This is a genomic window from Streptomyces sp. CB01881 (assembly GCF_002953255.1).
GTDB lineage: Bacteria > Actinomycetota > Actinomycetes > Streptomycetales > Streptomycetaceae > Kitasatospora.
Genome location: NZ_CP026498.1, coordinates 5,218,865 through 5,235,940 on the forward strand (window position 1 = coordinate 5,218,865; position 17,076 = coordinate 5,235,940).

Consider the following 17,076-nt stretch of genomic DNA (forward strand, 5'->3'; position numbering starts at 1 on the left):
ACCCCGTCCTCCCCCGTCACCGGCCCGCGCGCTCCGCGGCCAGCCCCTCGCGGCGCAAACGCAGCGCCTGCCCGATGTAGTCCAGCGCGGTGCCGACGGTCAGCAGCACCGCCAGCCCCATCAGCACGGCCCGCGCGGTGGCGAGCCAGCCGGTCAGCTCCAGGACGTACATGCCGACCGCGATGCCCTGGGTGAGCGTCTTCAGCTTGCCGCCCCGGCTGGCCGGGATGACCCCGTACCGGATCACCCAGAACCGCATCAGGGTGATGCCGAGCTCGCGGGCCAGGATGACCGCCGTGACCCACCACGGCAGGTCGCCCAGCACCGAGAGGCCGATCAGTGCCGAGCCCATGATCGCCTTGTCGGCGATCGGGTCGGCGATCTTGCCGAAGTCGGTGACCAGGCCCTTGCGCCGGGCCAGCTCGCCGTCGAACAGATCGGTGATCATCGCGACCGCGAACGACGCCCAGGCCACCGCCCGCCACTTGGGGTCGTGGCCGCCGTCGGCGAAGAGCAGCGCCACGAAGACCGGCACCAGCAGCAGCCGGAGCATCGTGAGCATGTTGGCGATGTTCCAGATCCCCGGCGCCGGCGGCGCCGCGGCCGCCGGTCTGCCCGGGTGGGCCGCGGCCGGGGCGCCGGGCCCCTTGGTCATTCCCCGGCTCCCGGGGCCTGGCCGACCCGCACCTGCTCCAGCGCCTCGGCCACCAGGTCGACGCCCTCGCTGGCGACCACCCGGGCCCGGTAGAACCGGCCGACCTGCGGGTCCTCCACGCCGGTGAGCGTGGTGAGGCCGTCCGTCTCGGGCGCCTGGTGGGCGGCGCGGCCCTCGACCAGGTCGCCCTCCACGGACTCGACCAGCACCTCGACCTCGGTGCCGATCCGCTGCTCGGCCCGCTGGGCGGTCATCTCCTCGGCGAGCCGGGTGAGCCGGTCGAGCCGGTCCGCCACCACGTCCTCGGGCAGCTTGCCGTCGTAGGTCGCGGCCTCGGTGCCGTCCTCGTCGGAGTAGCCGAAGACGCCGATCGCGTCCAGTCCGGCGTGGGTGACGAAGCGCTCCAGCTCGGCGAAGTCCTCCTCGGTCTCGCCGGGGAAGCCGACGATGAAGTTGGAGCGGGCGCCGGCCTGCGGGGCCTTGCCGCGGATCGTCCCGAGCAGCTCCAGGAACTGGTCGGTGGAGCCGAAGCGGCGCATCCGGCGCAGCACCGCGGGCGCCGAGTGCTGGAAGGAGAGGTCGAAGTAGGGCACCACGTCGGCGGTGCCGGTCATCGCGTCGATCAGGCCCGGCCGCATCTCGGCCGGCTGGAGGTAGGAGACCCGGACCCGCTCGACGCCCTCGATCGCGGCGATCTCGCCGAGCAGCGTCTCCAGCAGCCGGATGTCGCCGAGGTCCTTGCCGTACGAGGTGTTGTTCTCGCTGACCAGCACCACCTCGCGGACGCCCTGCGAGGCCAGCCAGCGGGCCTCCTGGAGCACGTCCGAGGGGCGGCGCGAGATGAACGAGCCGCGGAAGGCCGGGATGGCGCAGAAGGAACATCGCCGGTCGCAGCCGGAGGCGAGCTTCACGGAGGCCACCGGGCTGTCGTCCAGCCGCTTGCGCAGGGTGCGCGGCCCGGAGGCGGGCGCCAGGCCCTCGGGGAGGTCCTCCGGCGCGCTCTCAGCGCCGCCGTGGCCCGGGAGGGCGACCTCGGCGGCGGCGGCCTGGCGCTCGACCGGGCTCAGCGGCAGCAGCTTGCGGCGGTCGCGCGGGATGTGCGGGGCGTGGTGGCCGCCCGAGAGGATGGTCTGGAGGCGGTCGGAGATGTCCGAGTAGTCGTCGAAGCCGAGCACGCCGTCCGCCTCGGGCAGCGCGTCGGCCAGCTCCTTGCCGTACCGCTCGGCCATGCAGCCGACCGCGACGACGGCCTGGGTGCGACCGTGCCCCTTGAGGTCGTTGGCCTCCAGCAGGGCGTCGACCGAGTCCTTCTTGGCGGCCTCGACGAAGCCGCAGGTGTTGACGACGGCGACGTCGGCTTCGGCGGCGTCGTCGACCAGCAACCAGCCGTCGGCCTCCAGTCGCCCGGCGAGTTCCTCGGAGTCCACCTCGTTGCGGGCGCATCCGAGCGTGACAAGGGCGACAGTACGGCGTTCAGGCATAGGGCCAAGATTAACGCGCGGCCGCCGGGGCCGTTCGCCCCGGAGGCCGCGCGCCCCGGATTACCGGATCTTCACCGGACCTTCGCCCGGTCGCAGACCGCCCGTGGTCAGCCAGCCTGCGGGTCGCCGGGGGTGTACGTGACATGCACCACCTGGCCGTTCTTGCCCGCCGGACCGAGGTCCTTGCCGTTGACGTACACGTGCACGGCTCCGGCGTTGCCGATCACCAGCTTGATCTGCTTGGGGTCGGTGAAGGTCTGGTCCTGACCCTCCTCGATGTTGTTCTGGAACAGCGACTTGCCGTTGCCGTCCAGCGCCGAGACCCAGCTGGTGTCCTTCTCGGCGACCAGCTTCACGGTGACCTTGTCGGCCGGCGCGGCCGCGATCGCCGCGACGCTGGGCGCCGGGGCGGGCGGCTGCACGCTCGGCGAGGGCGCCGCGGCGACCGAGCCGGTGCCGGAGCCGCTGGGCAGCGGTGCGCTGGCCGAGCCGGTGGTCGAGCCGGTGGTCTTGCCGCTGACCAGGTTGAAGCCGATCAGTGCGACCACCGCGAAGATCGCGGCGACCATCGCGGCAGTCCAGTTCGGCCGGCTGCGGCCGGGGACCTTGATCGGCCCGCTCTCGATCAGCTGGGTCGGCCGCTTGGTGGCGGGGGCGCCGCCGTGCGCGGCGTCGTACTGGGCCACCAGTGCCTCGCCGTCCACGCCGACCGCGCGGGCGATCGAGCGGATGTGGCCGCGGGCGTAGAAGTCGCCGCCGCAGCAGCCGTAGTCGTCCTCCTCGATGGCATGCACGATCGGCACCCGCACGCGGGTGGCGCTACTGACCTGGTCCACCGTGAGTCCGGCGTCGATCCGGGCAGCGGACAGCACCCGGCCGATGCTCACGGCATCGGCCGCCTGCTCCGCGCCGCCGGAAGGCTGGGCGGACGACGGGGCGTTCTCGCGGTCGCGGGACTTGCCGATGGTCACGGGGCACGCCTTTCGAGCGGATGGCCACCTGCTGGGGAACAGTCTAGGGGCGCGGGCGGATCGTTTCTCAAGCGGAACAGGACCGAATGCGCACACCTACCCGGTCCCGCCCCCGAACGGCCGCTGACCGGCCGTCAGGGCGTCGGCCGCCGTTCACCGCAGCCGCCGCTTTCGCCGTGTGACGCGGTGCACGTCCGATCGGTTCCGTACACCGCGCCTACCCCCCTCCGAACGGGTGAACACCCCGGAACGGGACGCTCCGTCAGCCGCGGATGCCGACGATCACGCCGTCCAGCTCGTCCGGCTTCACCAGGACGTCGCGGGCCTTGGAGCCCTCGCTCGGGCCGACGATCCCGCGCGACTCCATCAGGTCCATCAGCCGGCCGGCCTTGGCGAAGCCGACCCGCAGCTTGCGCTGGAGCATCGAGGTGGAGCCGAACTGGGTGGAGACGACCAGCTCCGCGGCCTGGATCAGCAGGTCCAGGTCGTCGCCGATCTCCTCGTCGATCTCCTTCTTCGGCCCGCCGCCGACGGTGACGTCGTCCCGGTAGACGGCGGTCAGCTGGTCCTTGCAGTGCTGGACGACCGCGGCGATCTCCGCTTCGGTGACGAACGCGCCCTGCATGCGGACCGCCTTGCTCGCGCCCATCGGCAGGAAGAGCGCGTCGCCCTTGCCGATCAGCTTCTCGGCGCCCGGCTGGTCCAGGATGACCCGCGAGTCGGCCATCGCCGAGGTCGCGAACGCCAGCCGGGACGGCACGTTGGCCTTGATCAGACCGGTGACCACGTCCACCGAGGGCCGCTGGGTCGCCAGCACCAGGTGGATGCCGGCGGCCCGGGCGAGCTGGGTGATCCGGACCACCGAGTCCTCGACGTCGCGCGGGGCGACCATCATCAGGTCGGCCAGCTCGTCGACGATCACCAGCAGGTACGGGTACGGCTTCAGCTCGCGCTCGCTGCCCAGCGGCGGGGTCACCTTCCCGGCCTTCACCGCCGCGTTGAAGTCGTCCACGTGCCGGAACCCGAACGCCGCGAGGTCGTCGTAGCGCAGGTCCATCTCGCGCACCACCCACTGGAGGGCCTCGGCGGCCTTCTTGGGGTTGGTGATGATCGGCGTGATCAGGTGCGGGATGCCCTCGTACGCGGTCAGCTCGACCCGCTTCGGGTCGACCAGGACCATCCGGACCTCGTCCGGGGTGGCCCGGGCCAGCACCGAGGTGATCAGGCAGTTGATGCAGGACGACTTGCCCGCGCCGGTCGCTCCGGCCACCAGGATGTGCGGCATCTTGGCGAGGTTGGCCATCACGGTGTGGCCCTCGACGTCCTTGCCCATGCCGACGACCATCGGGTGGGTGTCCTCGGCTGCCGTGCGCGAGCGCAGCAGGTCGCCGAGGTTGACCATCTCCCGGTCCCGGTTGGGGATCTCGATGCCGACCGCGGACTTCCCCGGGATCGGGCTGATGATCCGCACGTCCGGGCTGGCCACCGCGTACGCGATGTTCTTGGCGAGCGCGGTGATCCGCTCCACCTTCACGGCCGGGCCCAGCTCGACCTCGTACCGGGTGACCGTCGGGCCCCGGGTGAAGCCGGTGACCCTGGCGTCCACCTTGAACTCGCCGAAGGTGCTGGTGAGCTGCGCCACCACCTCGTCGTTGAGGGCGCTGCGGGCCTTGGCCGGGCCGCCGCGCTCCAGCAGGTCGAGCGAGGGCAGCGCGTAGGTGATGCCCTCGGAGAGCTGGAGCTGCTCCATCCGCACCGGCGCCGGGCCGTGCTCCTCCGGTGCGCCGGGGCCGGCCCCGGCGCTGCGGGCGGCCGGGACGGCGGGCTCCTCCGGCGGGGCGGTGCGGTCCTGCACCTGGTGCATCATGTTCGCCACCGCCGAGGAGGCGGGCACGCCGTAGACCAGCGCGCCGTCGAGGTCGGCGGCGGCGCCGGCGGCGAGGTCCCGGGTGGCGTACGGGTCGTCCAGGTCCTTGACGAACGGGTCCCTGCCCGGCGCGTCCGCGGCGGCGGCGTCCTGCTCCGGGTCGTCCGGCTGCTTGCGCCGGCGGCGGCGCCGACGGGCGGCCACCTCGTCCTGCGGGGAGTCGCCGTCGACGTCCACCGTGAACGGCAGCGCCGACGGGTCGGCGTCCTCCGGCGGCTCGGTGGAGAACTCGCGCTCCGGCGTGCGCCCCCCGGTCTGCTCATCCGGACCGGGCTCGACCACGCCCAGGCGCACCCCGGCCGCGCGCAGCCGCTCGGGGATCCGGTTGACGGGGGTGGCGGTGGTGACCAGCAGGCCGAAGAAGGCCAGCAGCAGCAGGAGCGGCACCGCGAGCGGCGGTCCGGCGGCGGCCATCATCGGGGTCGAGACGGCCCAGCCGACGATGCCTCCGGCCGCCCTTATCCGGGACGCACCGCTGCCCATCATGGGCGCACCGCAGCCGATGTGGACCAGGCCGAGCACGCCGACCACCAGCGCGCTGAGGCCGATCATGATCCGCCCGTTGGCCTCGGGCAGCTCCGGGTGGCGCATCAGCCGGATCGCGACGGCCGCCAGCAGGAACGGCACCAGCACGTCCAGCCGGCCGAACAGCCCGGAGACCACATTGGTGGCCGCCTCGCCCAGCCAGCCCTGGGGGCTGAACCAGGTGCCCGCGGCCGTGACCAGCGCCAGCGCGAACAGGAGCAGGCCGACGCCGTCCTTGCGGTGCGCCGGGTCCAGGTTCTTGGCGCCGTCGCCGAAGCCGCGGAAGACCGCGCCGACCGCGTGTGCCAGGCCGAGCCAGACGGCCCGGACGGCGCGGTAGAGCACCGGCGGGGGCGGGGGCGGCGCTGCCGGGGCGGGCTTGGCCGGGGCCTTCTTCGCCGGGGCTGCCTTCTTGGCGGCCGCCTTCTTCGCGGGCGGCTTGGCCGGAGCCTTCGCCGCGGCCTTCTTGGACGGTCCCGGACTCGAACTGCGTGCCGCGCTTCCGGGCGTACGTGTGGCCATGGCTCAGCAGCCTACCGGGGCCGACCACCGGTGCCCATGCGCCTGGTGCGGGGTGCCCGGACGTGTCGCAGACACACCGTCACGCTGATCCGGTTTCACCCGGACGGGGCAAGCGGGGGGCCGCCGTCTAGTCCGTACCGGGGCGCAGCGCGTCCAGCGCCCTGCGCAGGCCCGCCAGCTTCCGCTCCAGGTGCACCGCGGTGGCGGCGACCCCGCCGTCCTCGGTGCCGTCCAGCTGCTTGACCAGCGCCTCGGCCTGCTCCTCCACCGAGGCCAGCCGCGCCGACAGCTCGCCCAGCAGCGCGCCGCCGATGGCCGGCTGCCCGCCGCCCTCCTCCAGTTGCAGTCGCAACAGCGAGGCCTGCTCCCTGAGCTGGCAGTTCTTCATGTAGAGGTCGACGAAGACCGACACCTTGGCGCGCAGCACCCAGGGGTCGAAGGGCTTGGAGATGTAGTCCACCGCGCCGGCCGCGTAGCCGCGGAAGGTGTGGTGCGGCCCGTGGTTGATCGCCGTCAGGAAGATGATCGGGATGTCCCGGGTGCGCTCGCGCCGCTTGATGTGCGCGGCCGTCTCGAAGCCGTCCATGCCCGGCATCTGGACGTCGAGCAGGATCACCGCGAAGTCGTCGGTGAGCAGCGCCTTGAGCGCCTCCTCACCGGAGGCCGCGCGCACCAGCGTCTGGTCCAGCGCGGAGAGGATCGCCTCCAGCGCCAGCAGGTTCTCCGGCCGGTCGTCGACCAGGAGGATCTTCGCCTTCTGCATTCCGGCCCGCCCTCCTGTCGTCTGCCTGCCTGGGGAAGGCACCCGCGTACTGCCCACCACTACCCCGGTCATGCTAGCCGCACCCCCTCGCCCGGCACACCGCTCCGTCAGGACTTGATCCGGAACGACACGCAACCGGTGCTCCGGCGCACGCTCAGCAGCGAGTCGCCGTCCGGTCACTGTTCGCAACGATCGGTGACCCTACCCGGTTCCCGCCCCCGACCGCCAGCAAACGGCCCGCCCCCGGGGCGTGAACCCCGGAGCGGGCCGGGTACCGCACGCCCCCGCCGGTCCTCCCGGTCCGGCGGGGGGTCGCGGCGGCTATCCCTTCCGGGCCGTCAGCCATTCGTGCATCACCGTCAGCAGGTGGTCGGTCTCGACCGGCTTGGTGATGTGGTCGGTGGCGCCGGCCTCCAGGGACTTCTCCCGGTCGCCCTTCATCGCCTTGGCGGTCAGCGCGATGATCGGCAGACCGGCGAACTGGGGCATCCGGCGGATCGCCTCGGTGGTCGCGTAGCCGTCCATCTCCGGCATCATGATGTCCATCAGGACCAGCGCGACGTTCTCGTGCTGCTCCAGCATCTCGATGCCCTCGCGGCCGTTCTCGGCGTAGAGAACGGTCAGGCCGTGCTGCTCCAGGACGCTGGTGAGCGCGAAGACGTTGCGGACGTCGTCGTCCACGATCAGCACCTGCTGGCCGTCGAAGCGGGCGTCCACCCGCCGGCCCGGCCGGACGGCGGGGCCGACGGCCTGGGCGCGGCCCTCGGCGGAGGCGTCCAGGGCGGCGGCACGGCGCCGCTCGACGGCACCCCGGCGGCGCTCCTCGGCCAGCTCCCGGACCTCCTGGGCCCAGTGGTCGGCCGGGTTCTCGCCGACCGGGACGGGCGTGCCGGCCGGGGTCACGGCGACCGTGGCCCGGACCACGGGGCTGCTCGCGGCCGGCGTCTGCACGCCCCCGGGAACGCCCGCGGCCTCGGTGCGCAGCGGCAGGTAGAGGGTGAAGGTGGAGCCCTTGCCGAACTCGCTCTCGGCGTGGATCTCACCGCCGAGCAGCCGGGCGATCTCCCGGCTGATCGAGAGCCCGAGGCCGGTGCCGCCGTACTTGCGGCTGGTGGTGCCGTCGGCCTGCTTGAACGCCTCGAAGATCTCCCGCAGCTTGTTGCCGGGGATGCCGATGCCCGTGTCGGAGACCGAGAAGGCGATCAGCTCGTCGTCCGGGCCCTGGATCGCGCCCGCCTCCAGCAGCTGCTCCCGGACGTGCTGCGGGACCTCGGAGCCGGCCGGGCTGATCGAGAAGTCGACCGCGCCGGCGTCGGTGAACTTGACCGCGTTGGAGATCAGGTTGCGCAGCACCTGCTGGAGCCGCTGCTCGTCGGTGTGCAGGGTGACCGGCAGCGCGGGCGAGACCCGGACCGCGAAGTCGAGGCTCTTGTCCAGGGCGACCGGCTGGAAGGTGGCCTCCACGTAGTCGACCAGCTGGACCAGGGCGATCCGGGCCGGGCGGACGTCCATCTTCCCGGCCTCGACCTTGGAGAGGTCGAGGATGTCGTTGATCAGCTGGAGCAGGTCGGAGCCGGCGCCGTGGATGGTGTCGGCGAACTCGACCTGCTTGGGCGAGAGGTTGCCCTCGTTGTTGTCGGAGAGCAGCTTGGCCAGGATCAGCAGCGAGTTGAGCGGGGTGCGCAGCTCGTGCGACATGTTGGCGAGGAACTCGCTCTTGTACCGGGAGGCCAGGGCGAGCTGCTCGGCGCGCTCCTCCAGGACCTGCCGGGCCTCCTCGATCTCGCCGTTCTTGATCTCGATGTCACGGTTCTGCTGGGCGAGTTGCGAGGCCTTCTCCTGCAACTCCTCGTTGGTGCGCTCCAGCTCCTCCTGGCGCGCCTCCAACTCGGCGGAGCGCATCGAGAGTTCCGCGGTCAGCCGCTGGGACTCCAGCAGCAGGCCCTCGGTCTTGGTGTTGACGCTGATGGTGTTGACGGTGACGCCGATCAGGTCGGCGATCTGGTTGAGGAAGTCCAGTGCCACGGTGGTGAAGGAGCTGAACGTGGCCAGCTCGATCACGCCCAGCAGCCGGCCCTCGAACAGTACCGGCAGCACCACGATGTGGGCCGGTGAGGCCTCCCCGAGGCCCGAGGCGATCTTGAGGTACCCGGGCGGCGCCTCCTTGAGGATGATCGCCCGCTTCTCCACCGCGGCCTGGCCGATCAGCGACTCGCCGGGCCGGAAGATGGTCGGCATCGCCCGCCGCTGGTAGCCGTAGCTGCCGATCAGCCGCAGGACGGTGTCGTTCTCGTCGTCGTCCTCGGTGATCAGCTCGGCGGTGCGGCCGGCCGGCTGGGCGAGGAAGAACGCGCCGTGCTGGGCGGAGACCACCGGCGTCAGCTCGGTCATGATCAGCGACGCGACCGCCTCCAGGTCCCGGCGGCCCTGCAGCAGGCCGGAGATCCGGGCCAGGTTGGTCTTGAGCCAGTCCTGTTCCTGGTTGGTGCGGGTGGTCTCGCGCAGGTTGGCAATCATCTGGTTGATGTTGTCCTTGAGCTCGTCGAGCTCGCCGGCGGCGTCCACGTCGATCCGCAGGCTCAGGTCGCCCCTGGTCACGGCGGTGGCGACCTGGGCGATCGCGCGCACCTGCCGGGTCAGGTTGTTGGCCAGCTCGTTCACCGACTCGGTGAGGTCCTGCCAGGTGCCGTCCACGCCGGGGACCCTGGCCTGGCCGCCGAGACGGCCGTCGGTGCCCACCTCGCGGGCCACCCGGGTCACCTCGTCCGCGAACGACCCCAGCTGGTCGACCATGGTGTTGATGCTGGTCTTGAGCTCCAGGATCTCGCCGCGCGCGTCCACGTCGATCTTCTGCGAGAGGTCGCCGCGGGCCACCGCGGTGATCACCAGCGCGATGTTGCGGACCTGGCCGGTGAGGTTGTTGGCCATCAGGTTGACGTTGTCGGTCAGGTCCTTCCAGATGCCGGCCACGCCCGGCACGCTCGCCTGGCCGCCCAGGGTGCCGTCGGTGCCGACCTCGCGGGCCACCCGGGTCACCTCCACGGCGAAGGAGGAGAGCTGGTCGACCATGGTGTTCAGGGTGCCGGCGAGCGCCGCGACCTCGCCCTGCGCGTCGATGGCGATCTTCTTGGAGAGGTCGCCGCGGGCCACCGCGCCGGCCACCTCGGCGATGTTGCGGACCTGGCCGGTGAGGTTGTTGGCCATCAGGTTGACGTTGTCGGTCAGGTCCTTCCAGATGCCCGACACCCCGCGCACCCGGGCCTGGCCGCCGAGGATGCCCTCGGTGCCCACCTCGCGGGCCACCCGGGTCACCTCGTCGGCGAACGCCGACAGCTGGTCGACCATCGTGTTGACGGTCGTCACCAGCTCCAGGATCTCGCCCCGGGCGTCGACGGTGATCTTCTTCGACACGTCGCCGCGGGCCACCGCAGTGGTCACCTCGGCGATGTTGCGGACCTGGCTGGTCAGGTTGTTGGCCATCAGGTTGACGCTGTTGGTCAGGTCCTTCCAGGTACCGGAGACCCCCGGCACACTCGCCTGGCCGCCGAGGATGCCCTCGGTGCCGACGTCCCGGGCGACCCTGGTCACCTCGTCCGCGAAGGCGCCCAGCTGGTCCACCATCGTGTTGATGGTGTTCTTGAGTTCGAGGATCTCGCCCCGCGCGTCCACCTGGATCTTCTGCGACAGGTCGCCCTTGGCGACCGCCGTGGTCACCTGGGCGATGTTGCGCACCTGGTCGGTGAGGTTGTTCGCCATGAAGTTGACGTTGTCGGTGAGGTCCCGCCAGACGCCGGCCGCGCCCGGCACCTGCGCCTGACCGCCCAGCCGCCCCTCGGTGCCCACCTGACGGGCCACCCGGGTCACCTGCTCGGCGAAGCCGGAGAGCTGGTCGACCATCGTGTTGATGGTGTTCTTCAGCTCCAGCATCTCGCCGCGCGCATCCACCTCGATCTTCTGCGAGAGGTCCCCGCGCGCCACCGCCGTCGTCACCTGGGCGATGTTGCGCACCTGGCCGGTCAGGTTGTCGGCCATGAAGTTGACCGAGTCGGTGAGGTCCCGCCAGACGCCGGCGACACCGGGCACCTGCGCCTGACCGCCGAGACGGCCCTCGGTCCCCACGTCCCGGGCCACCCTGGTCACCTGCGCGGCGAAGCCGTTGAGCTGGTCCACCATCGTGTTGACGGTGTTCTTCAACTCCAGCATCTCGCCGGCCACCTCGACCGTGACCTTGCGCGACAGGTCGCCCTTGGCCACCGCGGTCGTCACCTGGGCGATGTTGCGCACCTGCGCGGTCAGCCGGCCGGCCATGGTGTTGACCGAGTCCGCCAGGTCCTTCCAACTGCCCGAGACGCTGCGCACCTTGGCCTGGCCGCCGAGCTTGCCCTCGGTGCCGACCTCGATCGCGACCCTGGTCACCTCGTCCGTGAACTCGGAGAGCTGGTCCACCAGGCCGTTGACCGTCCGGCCGATCTTCAGGTACTCGCCGCGCAACGGGTGGCTCACCCCGTTGCCGTGCAGCGAGCGCAGCTCCATCTTCTGGTCCAGGTCGCCCTCGGCGATCGAGGCCAGCACCCGGCCCACGTCGGCCATCGGCCGGGCCAGGTCGTCGATCAGCGCGTTGCAGTTGTCGACGGCGGCCATCCAGGCGCCCTCGCCGGCGCCGGTCTCCAGCCGCTCGTTCAGCCGGCCCTCGCGGCCCACCGCCCGCCGCACCCGGGCCAGCTCGCCGGTCAGGTGCTGGTTGCGCTCGGCGACCTCGTTGAACACCGCGGCGATCTCGGCCAGCGGCCCGTCGCCCGGCACGGTCAGCCGGCGGCGGAAGTTGCCGTCCCGCATGGCGGTCAGCGCGGCCAGCAGCTTGCGCAGCTCGGCCGGCTCGGCTCCCCGGTTGTGGTTCGCTCGCCGGCCGGCCGCGCTCCGCGGCGCGGCCCCGGACCGCGCACCACGCTGAGCGGGCGGCGTCGTACCGGTTGCGTCCTTGGTGGCCGAACTCAACGGGCCCCTCCCAGATCGTGAACTGTCCGGTGACCGGCCGCGCCCCTTCCGGGGCCCGCAACCGGACACCGGCCCGGCGCAACTGCGTCCCCGCGGACCTCGCGGCCCACCGGAACCCACACGACCGTACTGCTCCGACCGGCCGTCGCGGACCCCCCAGTCTGGCAGCACAGGCGCCGGGTATACGGCCGGTTGCGCTCGGTTGGTACCGCCCCGGCCGAAACAGGTGGGCAGAATCACCCTCAGGTGCCTGTTTCGGCGCCCCGCCCCCACGGGGAACCAACCGGAAAGTAGGGTGGAGCGCTGCACCGGGCCACGACCCCGCCCAGCGCCGCCGCTCACCCCGCCGGCGCGTACCGGGGGAGTCGGCGCCGCACCCGGACAGCCAGGGCCAGAGCAGAGGAGAAGTGGCAACGTGGTCACCGCGCGCGCAGCCGCCACCTTCGAACCCGTCGGCCGGTCGGCCGGAGCCGCCCGCTCGTTCGTCCGGGACGCCCTGCTGGGCTGGGGCCTGCCCGAGGTCGTCGACGACGCCGTCGTGCTGGTCAGCGAACTCGTCACCAACGCCGTCGTGCACGCCGGCACCGCCGCCGAGGTCTGCTGCCTGCGCGAGGACGGGACCGTCCGGATCGAGGTCACCGACCACCACCCCGAACGCGGACTGCCGTCCTTCGCCGACGTCCCCGTCACCGCCTCCGACCGCTACGCCGACCCCGACGGCGAGGGCGGCCGCGGCCTGCTGATGTGCTCCGCCCTCGCCGAGCGCTGGGGCGTCGAGTACTCGGCCGGCCGCAAGACCGTCTGGTTCCGCCTCGCCCTGCCCGCCCACGTCGCCGGCACCCGCTACGCCGTCCCCGCCACCCCGGGCGGCGAACTGCCCAGCAGCAGCGGCCCGGTGCACGTCGCCGTGGTCCAACTCGACGACGACGGCCGCGTACTCGCCTGGAACGCCGACGCCGAGGCCCTCTTCCGACACCCCGCCGACGCCGTCCTCGGCAGCCCCTGGGCCGACCTCGCCGTCTGGCCGCAGGGCCCCGGCACCGGCCTCGGCCTGGCCGCGACGCTCCGGCTGGCCCGCTGGGAGGGCAGCTACGGCCTGCGCCACGCCGACGGCCGCACCGTCGACGTGTACGGCCTCCAGGTCCGGATCCGCGACACCGACGGCACCCCGTCCACCCTCTGTCTGCTCGTGCTCGAATCCGACCGGGCGGTGCTCCGCTCCCCCGCCCGCGCCCTGCCCGGCGACAGGTCCGACCAGGCCGCCGGCCGGCTCGACCTGCTCGCCGGCCCCACCGCCTCCGACGACCTCGACACCCTGCTCCAGCGCACCGTCGAACGCGCCCGCGACCTGCTCGACGCCGACGCCGCCTACGTCCTGCTCACCACCGAGGACGAGACCGAGTTCGAGGTCCGCGCCACCACCGGCCTCACCACCGGCCACCGCCGGCACAGCCGCTTCCCGGTCGAGACCGGCAACCGCTACGACTCCGCCCGGCTGCCCTCCGTCCACGAGGACCTCGCCACCCGCCCGAACGGCCCCGCGCTGCTCACCGGCAGCGGCCTGCGCTCCCTGCTCACCGTCCCGCTCAAGGTCGAGGGCCGGCTGATCGGCTCCCTCGGCATCGCCGCCGCCGCCCCCGGCCGGTACGACAACGAGGACGCGCTGCGCCTCCAGTTCGCCGCCGACCGCGTCGCGCTCGCCATCGAGAGCACCCGGCTCACCGAACTCGACCGGCTGCGCCGCGGCTCGCTGTCCTTCCTCGTCGAGGCCTCCGACCTGCTGGCCGGCACCCTGGAACACGAACAGACGCTCGCCCTGATGGCCCAGATGGCCGTCCCCACCCTCGCCTCCTGGTGCGCCGTCTACACCAACGGCGACCACGGCGCCCCGGCCTCGCTCGCCTTCGTCCTCCACGAGGACGAGGACCGCATCGACCCGCTGCGCGCCCTGCTCGACAAGACCCCGGCTCCGGAGTCCGGCCCCACCCACGGCGTCCGCTTCTGGACCGCCCCGGTCGACACCGCCCGGGCCGGCGGACTGACCGACAGCCCCGAACTCTCCGGCCTGCTCGGCGAGACCGTCGTCCTGCCGCTCACCGCCCGCAACCGCGTCATCGGCCTGCTCGTCCTCGGCGTCCCGGCCGGCGTCCGGTTCCGCCAGGAGATCCTGGAGCTCGCCGAGGACCTCTCCCGCCGGGCGGCCCTCGCACTGGACAACTCCCGCCTCTACTCCGAGCGCACCGCCACCAGCCAGGCCCTCCAGCGCAGCCTGCTGCCGCCGGACCTGCCCGAGATCCCCGGCGTCGAGGTCGACGTCTACTACCAGGCGGCCGGCGAGGGCAACGAGGTCGGCGGCGACTTCTACGACCTGTTCACCATCCGCGAGGGCACCTACGGCTTCGCCATCGGCGACGTCTGCGGCACCGGCCCCGAGGCGGCGTCCGTCACCGGCCTCGCCCGGCACTCGCTGCGCCTGCTCGCCCGCGAGGGCCTGGACGCCCCGCAGGTCCTCAGCCGGCTCAACGCCGCCATCCTCGACGAGGGTTCGCGCAGCCGCTTCCTCACCCTGTTGTACGGCGAGCTGACGCCGCGCCCGGACGGCAGCACCGAGCTGTCGCTGGTCTGCGCCGGCCACCCGCTGCCGCTGCGGCTGCGCACCGACGGCCAGGTGGACCGGGCCGCCACCCCGCAGCCGCTGCTCGGGGTGATGGACGAACTCGACCTCACCGCGGAGCACTTGGTGCTCGCCCCCGGCGAGGTGCTGCTCTGCGTCACCGACGGCGTCACCGAACGCCGGGAGGGGCTGCGGATGCTGGGCGACGACGGCCTCGCCGAGGTGCTGACCGGCTGCACCGGGCTGACCGCGGGTGCGGTGGCCCTGCGGGTGCAGCGGGCCGTCGAGCGGTTCGCCCCGGAACCCCCGTCCGACGACATGGCCATCCTGACCCTGCGGGTGCCCGCCCAGCGCGTGGGCTGACCGGTGCCGGCTGCGGGCCGGGCCCTGCCGCCCGCGGGTTGAGCACTGCCGCCCCTGGGTTGAGCACTACTGCCCGAAGGATGAGCACTGCTGCCCGTACCGGGGCGACCCGGAGGTCAACCGTGAGCGTTCGACAGCTGACGACGGCACAAATTGTGCGATTCACAAGGGTACAAGCTCTGCCGACCGGGTACACCGATCTCACCGGGGAATCCCCCGGCGGGGACACGACCAGCGGCTCCTTCGCTGGGCCGTCATTCTGACCGCAGCCGTCGCACGCTCCAGCCGTGCGCCCTCGGCGCGGTCGCGCGCATCCACCTCATCGAACATCCCACCTGCGGTCGACCGCGCCCTGCGCGCGCCCAAACCGAAAGGAGCCTCCGGTGAGCAACGAAGCTTCCGGGGCACAGAACGCCCGTTCCACCGGTGCCGACGCCGTCAACCTCGGCTACCTCGCCCTCGGCCTGACACTCCTCGCCTACGGTCTCCTCTCCACCGGGATCCTCAGCGGCACCGGGGTCGGGGACTCGGCACATCTCGCCCACCTTCTCGGCGGAGTCACCCTCTTCATCGCCGGTCTCTGGCAGCTCCGCGGCGGCGAGGGCTTCACCGGCACGGCCTTCACCAGCCTCGGCGCCTTCTGGGCCACCTGGTCGGCGGCCGGCGGGGCCGGAAAGAACGCGGCGGGCCTGTTCCTGCTGCTGTGGGCCCTGCTCGCCCTCACCCTCACCGCCGCCAGCTGGAACGCGGGCCTGTTCAGCCGCCTCGTCTACGGTCTGCTGACCGTCTCGCTGGTGCTCTCCGCCTTCGCCACCTTCAACACCTCCGGCGGCCTCGCCAAGTTCGCCGGCTGGGTCGCCGCGGCCTCCGGGCTCGTCGCCTGGTACTGGGCCACCTCGTCGCTGACCAACAGCGCCTGGGGCCGGGCCGTACTCCCGGTCAAGTAAGGGGCCCGGCCAAGGGTCCGACGGCAGGCACGCACAGGGGCCGGCCTCCCCCGCTGGGGAGGCCGGCCCGGCGGCGCGTCCGTCCGGCTAGCGCCGGCTGCCCGCCCGTTCCGCGGCCGGCGCGTCGACCGCCGCCGACACGGCGCGGGAGGCCCGGCGGGCCCGCCAACGGGCGAAGGCCGCCTGGGCGGCGTACGCGAAGAGCAGGATCGCCACCGCGACCAGGCCGTCCGCCCAGAAGTGGTTCGCCGTGACCACAACGACCGCGACGGTCAGCACCGGGTGCAGCACCGTCAGCCAGCGCAGCGAACTCGTCGACACCCGGATCACCGCCACCGCCGCCAGCACGCACCAGGCCACGTGCACCGACGGCATGGCCGAGAGCTGTGCGGCGACCACCACCCCGCCGACCGCGCCCCCGTACACCGACTGGCCGTACTCCGCGGCCACGTCGACGAACCCGCTCTGCGGCAGCATCCGGGGCGGCGCCACCGGGATGAACTGGACGGCGAGGCAGATCGCCGTCGTGATCACCACCGTGTTCCGCACCCAGGCGTACCGCTCGCGGTGCCGCACGAAGACCCAGACCAGGACGGCGATCATCACCGCGAAGTGCATCACGGCGTAGTAGTAGTTCGCGGCCTTCACCGCCACCGGGTACGGCGTGACCGCCGCCTGCCAGGACGCCTCGTCCGGCAACCCGACCGCCAGCTCCGTCCGGTGGATCCAACGCGCCCGGTCCAGCGCGTGCTCGCTGCTCATCAGGGAGAGGTGTCCGACCAACTGCCAGAGCGCGAACAGCGCCAGCAGCGTGCCGGCCTCCCGCAGCAGCGACGACAGCGGGGCACGCCGCCACCTGGACGCCGCGTACGAACCGCCGTAGAGAGCGACCGCGGTGCCCCCGGCGGACTGCCAGGTAAGGGTCAGGTTCTGCAACGGTTCGTGCCTTCCGCCGGCCGGGGTGTGCTGGCAGAGACGTTAACGCAAAAAGACCCCCTTCCGTCCGGAAGGGGGTCTTTTTGGAATGATTGTTCGGCGGCGTCCTACTCTCCCACAGGGTCCCCCCTGCAGTACCATCGGCGCTGTGAGGCTTAGCTTCCGGGTTCGGAATGTAACCGGGCGTTTCCCTCACGCTATGACCACCGAAACACTATGAAACTGTCGGCCGCACCATGACAGGCCATGTCACGGGGTCGTTGTTTCAGAACAACACAGTGGACGCGAGCAACTGAGGACAAGCCCTCGGCCTATTAGTACCGGTCAACTCCACCCCTCACGGGGCTTCCATATCCGGCCTATCAACCCAGTCGTCT

The 17,076-nt window shown here is 72.3% G+C and carries 9 protein-coding genes and 1 rRNA gene; 2 read left to right on the forward strand and 8 right to left on the reverse strand.

The window, feature by feature from the left end:
• Positions 1–16: 16 nt before the first annotated feature.
• The 6 genes from pgsA to C2142_RS12670 form a co-directional block, all read right to left on the reverse strand.
• A complete protein-coding gene (gene pgsA / locus C2142_RS12645; RefSeq protein WP_148642737.1) occupies positions 17–655 on the reverse strand; it encodes a CDP-diacylglycerol--glycerol-3-phosphate 3-phosphatidyltransferase in 639 nt (212 codons plus the stop codon).
• Positions 652–2,136 (reverse strand): 30S ribosomal protein S12 methylthiotransferase RimO, encoded by a 1,485-nt coding sequence (rimO, locus tag C2142_RS12650; protein ID WP_148642738.1) that lies wholly within the window; start codon positions 2,134–2,136, stop codon positions 652–654. The genes pgsA and rimO overlap by 4 nt, the downstream gene beginning before the upstream one ends.
• Positions 2,137–2,243: 107 nt before the next feature.
• Positions 2,244–3,107 (reverse strand): RodZ domain-containing protein, encoded by an 864-nt coding sequence (locus C2142_RS12655; RefSeq protein ID WP_148642739.1) that lies wholly within the window; start codon positions 3,105–3,107, stop codon positions 2,244–2,246.
• A 262-nt stretch (positions 3,108–3,369) separates the two neighbouring features.
• Entirely contained in the window at positions 3,370–6,081 is a 2,712-nt protein-coding gene (locus tag C2142_RS12660) for a DNA translocase FtsK (protein WP_148642740.1), read from the reverse strand.
• Between the two features lie 127 nt (positions 6,082–6,208).
• On the reverse strand, positions 6,209–6,844 hold the full coding sequence (locus C2142_RS12665; protein ID WP_148642741.1) for a response regulator: 636 nt from the start codon (positions 6,842–6,844) through the stop codon (positions 6,209–6,211).
• Between the two features lie 321 nt (positions 6,845–7,165).
• A complete protein-coding gene (locus C2142_RS12670; RefSeq protein ID WP_277347334.1) occupies positions 7,166–11,710 on the reverse strand; it encodes a HAMP domain-containing protein in 4,545 nt (1,514 codons plus the stop codon).
• 544 nt (positions 11,711–12,254) lie between these two features.
• Here C2142_RS12670 and C2142_RS12675 point away from each other — a divergent pair.
• Positions 12,255–14,816, forward strand: a complete 2,562-nt coding sequence (locus C2142_RS12675; RefSeq protein ID WP_148642742.1) for a SpoIIE family protein phosphatase — start codon at positions 12,255–12,257, stop codon at positions 14,814–14,816.
• A gap of 383 nt (positions 14,817–15,199) precedes the next feature.
• Positions 15,200–15,763, forward strand: a complete 564-nt coding sequence (locus tag C2142_RS12680) for a GPR1/FUN34/YaaH family transporter (protein ID WP_148642743.1) — start codon at positions 15,200–15,202, stop codon at positions 15,761–15,763.
• Positions 15,764–15,850: 87 nt separating this feature from the next.
• Here the strand turns inward: C2142_RS12680 and C2142_RS12685 are convergent, their stop codons facing one another.
• Together C2142_RS12685 and rrf are read right to left on the reverse strand one after the other, a co-directional pair.
• Positions 15,851–16,699 carry a phosphatase PAP2 family protein gene (locus C2142_RS12685; RefSeq protein WP_148642744.1) on the reverse strand — a complete coding sequence of 283 codons (849 nt, stop codon included), beginning with the start codon at positions 16,697–16,699 and terminating at the stop codon, positions 15,851–15,853.
• A gap of 94 nt (positions 16,700–16,793) precedes the next feature.
• A 5S ribosomal RNA gene (rrf, locus tag C2142_RS12690) occupies positions 16,794–16,910 on the reverse strand.
• Positions 16,911–17,076: the final 166 nt, after the last annotated feature.